This window comes from Campylobacter sp. P0109 (assembly GCF_002138755.1).
GTDB classification, from domain to species: domain Bacteria; phylum Campylobacterota; class Campylobacteria; order Campylobacterales; family Campylobacteraceae; genus Campylobacter; species Campylobacter devanensis.
This window is the reverse complement of record NZ_MJKK01000005.1, coordinates 128,822-134,998: the sequence shown is the minus strand read 5'-3', so window position 1 is coordinate 134,998 and position 6,177 is coordinate 128,822. Positions and strand designations below refer to the sequence as shown.

The following is a 6,177-nucleotide window of genomic DNA, read 5'->3' as shown; positions in this document are numbered from 1 at the left end:
TAGCCTCTACTCCGGTTTCATCTTTTTTAGCGTTAATTGCAGCGATTAGAGCATTGTCAGAATCATTAGCTTTTACAGTAATATTTCCAATAGTTACGCCATTTATCATTAGATTTTTATACTACCAGCGCTAACCACATCGTTAAATATTTGAGTATTATTAACTTCAACTCTTACACCAGTTTTATCACTTACACCATTCATCATTTCAGCTTGCATCATTACCATTAGATATGGCTTGACCTAATGAGCTAGAGAGTGAAAATATCTATTGTGATTGATTTAAATGAATATATAAAAATAAATTAAAAGCCTAGCTAGCAAATGCTAGCTAGATAGAATTATTTAAGTGTAGAGATATAGTCATTAACTGCTGCCATATCAGCATCGCTTAAAGTAGCCATTTGACCTTTCATGATAGCACCCATGCCAATTTTGCCTTTACCATCATTTAGAGCACCAGCTTTATAAGCTTTCATATCAGCTAATCTTTGAGCTGGATCTGCATCAACTAGAGCTGGAACTTTATTTAGGTATTTTTTCTCAGCTTTAGTACCATGACAAACTGCACATTTTTTGTAAATGTCAGCACCATCAGCAGCGAATGCGCCTACACAGGCTAATGCAACTAGTAGAACTACTTTTTTCATTTTATATCCTTTTTTGAAATTTAATACTGGTATTATAGTGGCAATATTCTGAATTTTAGATTAAATACTAGAATTAAATTTTTAATTTTTAGTTAGCGATTATTGGATAAATTCATCTATATTAAGTGAATTTAAACTAAAAATAGATAAAATCAACCTATGGAAAAGATTAAAGCACTATTTTTAGATCGTGACGGGGTGATAAATAAAGATCCTGGTTATGTTTATCGTATAGAAGATTTTGAGTTTATGCCTGGAATTTTTGAGGCTTTGGCTGGATTTATGATGCTTGGATATGAGATTTTTGTAGTTACAAATCAATCTGGAATTGGTAGGGGATATTATAGTGAAGATGATTTTGCAAAGCTTAGCAAGTATATGATTGATGAGTTTAAATCTTATGGTATTGAGATTAAAAAAATATACCATTGCCCTCACACTCCAAGCGATGATTGTAATTGCAGAAAGCCTAAACCCGGAATGATATTGCAGGCTTTAGATGAATTTAATATTAGTTTAAAAGATTCATTAATGATAGGAGATAAGCCAAGCGATTTAGAATCAGCACGAAGAGCTGGAATAGAAAAAGGCTATTTAATCGGCGATGAATTTAAAAGCGTATTAGAAGTTTTAGAGCATATAAAAGGACAAAAATGAAGATATTAATAACTGGTGGAGCTGGATTTATAGGATCAAATTTGGCTAAATATTTTATGGATAAACATGAGGTTTTAGTAGTGGATAAATTTCGCTCTAATGAGACTTTTAGCAATGGAAATTTAAAAAGTTTTGGTCATTATAAAAATTTGATCGGATTTAAAGGCCAAATTCATTGCGGAGATATATGCGATAGAGATACTATTAAAAAGATGAGAGAGTTTAAGCCCGATGTGATATATCATGAGGCTGCTATATCTGATACAACTGTGGCTGAACAAGATGAGATAATGAGAGTGAATTTAAATTCATTTAAAGATATTATTGATATTGCTTATGAAAATGGCTCAAAGCTAATATATGCTAGTAGCGGTGCTACATATGGAGATGCACCAAGCCCACAAAGTGTAGGCAAAGACGAAAATCCTGGTAATGTATATGGATTTTCAAAGCTTATGATGGATAAGATGGGGCGTGAATTTAATGCTAAAACTGGACTTCATATTGTAGGGCTTAGATATTTTAATGTATATGGAGATGGAGAGTTTTATAAAAATAAAACTGCCTCTATGGTATTGCAGTTTGGGCTTCAAATTTTAAGTGGAAAAGCGCCAAGGCTTTTTGAAGGTAGCGATAAGATAAAAAGAGATTTTATATATATACAAGATATAATCTTAGCCAATGAACTAGCTATAAATGGCGATAGCGGAGTCTATAATGTCGGCACGGGCAATGCTAGAAGTTTTCAAGATATTGCCGATATTTTACAGCGTGAGATTGGCGTAAATTTAGGTAATGAGTATATTGCTAATCCATTTGCATCACAGTATCAATTCTTTACACAAGCTGATATTGAGCCTACAAGAACTGGATTAAAATATGAGCCTAGATGGAGCTTAGAAGATGCTATAAAAGACTATCTACCAGCAATAAAAAGAATTTATAATAGTGAGTTTAAATAATGGCTAAGGTTTTAGTAGTTGGGGATTTAATGATTGATCACTATATCTGGGGTAGTTGTGATCGCATTAGTCCAGAGGCTCCAGTGCAAGTAGTAAATATCAAAAATGAAACTAAAAGGCTTGGCGGCTGTGGCAATGTAGTATCAAATTTGATCGCTCTTGGTGCAGAAGTAGGCGTAGTAAGTGTAGTTGGCGATGATGATTTAGGTAAAGAAATTTTAGAGCTTTTAGATGCTCGTGGAGCTAAGGCTGAGTTAGTTCTATCTCAAAGTGGAAGAAAATCTAGCCAAAAAAGTCGTATAATGGTATCACATCAGCAAGTAATTAGGCTAGATACTGAGAGTATAAGTGATATAAATTGTGCTGACGAGATTGTCGGTAAATTTGCAGATATTTTAGCTAGTTATGATATTGTTTTGCTAAGTGATTATGGCAAGGGCGTATTGAGTAATTACTTAACCAAGCAGATAATATCAATTGCTAAAAATAATCATAAGATGATATTAGTAGATCCAAAGGGCAAGGATTATAGTAAATATAAAGGTGCGACACTTTTAACCCCAAATAAAAAAGAAGCAAGCGAGGCGTTAGGATTTTCTATAGATAGCGATGAAAGCTTGGAATTGGCTTTAAAAAGTATGAAATTAAACTATGAATTAGAGTACTCTTTAATCACTCTTAGCGAAGATGGAATTGGGCTTTTAAGCGATGAGGTTAAGAAATTTCCAGCTCTTGCTAAAGAGGTTTTTGATGTAACCGGTGCTGGTGATAGCGTACTAGCTACTTTGGGTTATTGCTTAGCTAGCAAGATGAGCATAGAAGAGGCGATAGATAATGCAAATTTAGCCGCAGCAGTAGTTGTAGGTAAGGTAGGAAGTGCAGATGCAAGCTGGGGTGAAATAGAGAATCTAAAGAGTAAAAAAATTGGTTTTGAGCGTAAAATTGTCAAACTTGATGAGCTTTTAAAGGTTGATAGAAGTGGCAAAACTTTAGTATTTACCAATGGTTGCTTTGATATTATGCATATTGGCCATATCAGCTACTTACAAAAGGCTAAAATGCTTGGCGATATATTAGTAGTAGGGTTAAATTCAGATAACTCAGTAAGAGAGTTAAAAGGCAAAGATAGGCCAGTAAATGTGCAATATGATAGGGCTGCGATGTTGTGTGCGATGGAGTTTGTCGATTTTGTCGTGATATTTGATGAGCTAACTCCACATGAGTTAATCAAAGCAATTAAACCTGATATATTAGTAAAAGGTGCAGACTATAAAGACAAAGAGATAGTAGGTAGTGAATTTGCTAAAAGAGTTGAGTTAATAGAGTTTATTGAGGGCAAAAGCACCACAAAAATAATAGAAAAAATCAAAAAATAAGAGGCTAAAATGAGTATATTTACAGATGAATTAAAAGCACATTTAGAGGTGGCAAATAGAGTTTTGTCCATAGATAAAGCGGTGATGAGTGTAGCAAATACAGTAGTAGCAACGCTAAAAAACTCAAATAAAATTTTAATTTGTGGTAATGGAGGAAGTGCAGCTGATGCGCAACACTTTGCAGCAGAACTAACTGGTAGATATAAGAGCGAGAGAATCTCTCTTCCAGCAATTGCATTGACTACTGATACTTCAGCGCTTACTGCAATTGGTAATGACTATGGATATGATGAAGTTTTTGCAAGACAGCTTAGTGGCGTAGGAAATAGCGGAGATTTGCTAATAGGTATAAGTACAAGCGGTAATAGCAAAAATGTATTAAAAGCATTTGAGATTGCAAAACAAAAGGGCATTAAAACCATAGGATTAAGTGGCAGAGATGGTGGAGCAATGAATGAGTTATGCGATATAAATGTAGTTGTGCCTTCTAATGATACAGCTAGAATTCAAGAGATGCATATCTTAATAATTCACACTATTTGCGCTGTAGTAGATGGAGCGTTTTGAGTTTAAATTATATAATTTGTCTAGCTAGCTCTAATGCAAGGGCTGGCTTTAGTTCTTTCATACACTCATGAGAGCCTAGCGGACAGACTCTTTTCATACATGGCATACATGGCAAATTTAGATGTGCTAGTCTTGCTTTTGGGTTATTATATGGGCTAGTTCTAGTAAAGTTAGTTGGGCCAAATAGTGCAACTGTTGGCACCTTAAAAGCAGCTGCGATATGCATTGGTCCGCTATCATTAGTAATAAAAAGCCCAAGTCCAGCAATATAACTAGCTAACTCTTTTATACTAGTTTTACCACAAAGATTTATATGCGATATACCGCTTTTAGTCAAAATATAGCTAATCTCATCACAAATCTCTATCTCGCCATTTCCACCAAAAATCAAAATATCAAATTTATCTGCTAACTCCATAGCAACCTGAGCAAAATAGCTAGGATACCATCTTTTAGCACTTCCATATGTTGCGCCTGGATTTAGCCCTAGAGTCGGCCTAGTATAAATTTGTGGGGTAAAGCTTAACTCTATTTCATTGGTTAAAATACCAATATTAAGGGCTTTTGAACTAAAATTTAGATAATCAACTACTAAATGGTCATTTTTATTAATTGGCCTATATACTCCACTTTTTGGAGCGTGAATAAAAAATGCCAAAGCCTTTGAGGCTAGATGACTTCTAAAGCTGATAAATGCATCAAATTTAGGCTGGGATTTGGCTAATTTATATAGATATGCTAGGCGAAATTTGGATTTTTTGGACTCATCTATTATAATATCGCCAAGATTAGCAAATAGAGCTGTACTAGCCGCAGAGCCAAAAAATGTTAATTTTGTATCTTTAAAATTTGCCCTAATATTTGCAATAGCAGCACTACTCATTACCCCATCGCCAAGCCATGTTGGCAACTCAATGAATACTCTCACCAATAACCTTTAAAATTTCATTTAGATTCTTTTCAACGCTAAATTCACGTGCTAATTCGCTATTTTGCCCTGAAATCTCTAAAAGTAGATCATGATCTGTTAGCAAAAGATTTATATATTCATCTATACTTTGATCACTAGCATCCTTCATAATAAACTCACTACCTAAAATCTCACTAGCTCCATTTTGTTCAGTAGTAAAACACGCACAACCATAGCTAAGTGCTTCTAAGAGTTGATTGCTAAATGAGTTATAATGCGATGGCAAAACAAATATATCAGCTGCTTCATAGTAGTGATTCATTATAGTTTGAGATGGACGGAAAATAACTGTAACACCAAGATTTTGGGCAATTTTTCTATATTTTAAAACAGCTTTATCGCTACCGATAATAAGTGCATTTACCTTGGTCTCCAAACGACTTAAAAGCTCAATAAATTCCCTAGCTCCATCAATCCTAAAATTATCTGATACAAATAGTATAATTGGCAATTCCATATTAAGCCCAAGCTCATTACATAAACGCATCTTGGCTCTGCCTTTTTGGATTTGAATTGGAGGCGTGATTCCTGGATAAATGGTAACTAATTTATTTGGGTCTAGATTATAAACAGTCTCTAATCCAAAGCGAGTTAGATTTGAATTTGCTATAATTTTAGTAGCGTTTTGGACGCATTTTTTCTCAATTTGACCAGCGATAAAATTTGAAAAGCTTAAAAACCAAAATTTATAAAGCTTTTTATAAATTTTTTGTACGCCATCACTAGCTAAATATATATCAGCACTATCAAATCTATCTAAACAGATATAAAACTCATTGCCTTTTTGCTTTTTGGCTATATTATTGATTTTAAGCGACCCCAGTAGGCTAGTTTTAACTTTAATGCCACTATAATTTTTAGATATAGTAGTATATTTAAGCGAATTTAAAGCAACTTTTAAGCGCTCGATAAACCTCTGATTTTTGCTAGAAAAGCTTATTTCTAAGATTGATATATTTTTCATTTTTTGATTTTAACATAGCTAGGCTTATAAA

At 33.9% G+C, this 6,177-nt stretch carries 8 protein-coding genes; 4 read left to right on the top strand and 4 right to left on the bottom strand.

The annotated features are described in order from the left end of the window. Positions 1 to 109 (bottom strand): flagellin hook IN motif-containing protein (locus CIGNP109_RS08665; protein ID WP_236847568.1); only part of this gene is annotated, 109 nt, incomplete at its 3' end. Positions 110 to 341: 232 nt separating this feature from the next. Next, a complete protein-coding gene (locus CIGNP109_RS06575) occupies positions 342 to 650 on the bottom strand; it encodes a c-type cytochrome (RefSeq protein WP_086228665.1) in 309 nt (102 codons plus the stop codon). 159 nt (positions 651 to 809) lie between these two features. On the opposite strand from CIGNP109_RS06575, the gene gmhB reads away from it, so the two are divergent. The 4 genes from gmhB to gmhA are packed head-to-tail and all read left to right on the top strand — an operon-like array spanning position 810 to position 4,212. Continuing rightward, positions 810 to 1,307, top strand: coding sequence for a D-glycero-beta-D-manno-heptose 1,7-bisphosphate 7-phosphatase (gene gmhB / locus CIGNP109_RS06570; protein WP_086228664.1), 498 nt, complete (start codon positions 810 to 812; stop codon positions 1,305 to 1,307). Then, positions 1,304 to 2,269 (top strand): ADP-glyceromanno-heptose 6-epimerase, encoded by a 966-nt coding sequence (rfaD, locus tag CIGNP109_RS06565; RefSeq protein ID WP_086228663.1) that lies wholly within the window; start codon positions 1,304 to 1,306, stop codon positions 2,267 to 2,269. The genes gmhB and rfaD overlap by 4 nt, the downstream gene beginning before the upstream one ends. Beyond that, a complete protein-coding gene (gene rfaE1, locus CIGNP109_RS06560) occupies positions 2,269 to 3,645 on the top strand; it encodes a D-glycero-beta-D-manno-heptose-7-phosphate kinase (RefSeq protein WP_086228662.1) in 1,377 nt (458 codons plus the stop codon). The genes rfaD and rfaE1 overlap by 1 nt, the downstream gene beginning before the upstream one ends. Before the next feature lie 9 nt (positions 3,646 to 3,654). Beyond that, positions 3,655 to 4,212: a D-sedoheptulose 7-phosphate isomerase gene (gmhA, locus tag CIGNP109_RS06555; protein ID WP_086228661.1), complete on the top strand. Its 558-nt coding sequence runs from the start codon at positions 3,655 to 3,657 to the stop codon at positions 4,210 to 4,212. 7 nt (positions 4,213 to 4,219) lie between these two features. On the opposite strand, the gene CIGNP109_RS06550 is transcribed toward gmhA, so the two are convergent. Further along, positions 4,220 to 5,140 carry a glycosyltransferase family 9 protein gene (locus CIGNP109_RS06550; RefSeq protein WP_086228660.1) on the bottom strand — a complete coding sequence of 307 codons (921 nt, stop codon included), beginning with the start codon at positions 5,138 to 5,140 and terminating at the stop codon, positions 4,220 to 4,222. After that, positions 5,124 to 6,146 carry a glycosyltransferase family 4 protein gene (locus tag CIGNP109_RS06545; RefSeq protein ID WP_086228659.1) on the bottom strand — a complete coding sequence of 341 codons (1,023 nt, stop codon included), beginning with the start codon at positions 6,144 to 6,146 and terminating at the stop codon, positions 5,124 to 5,126. Before CIGNP109_RS06545 ends, CIGNP109_RS06550 begins: the two co-directional genes overlap by 17 nt. Positions 6,147 to 6,177: the final 31 nt, after the last annotated feature.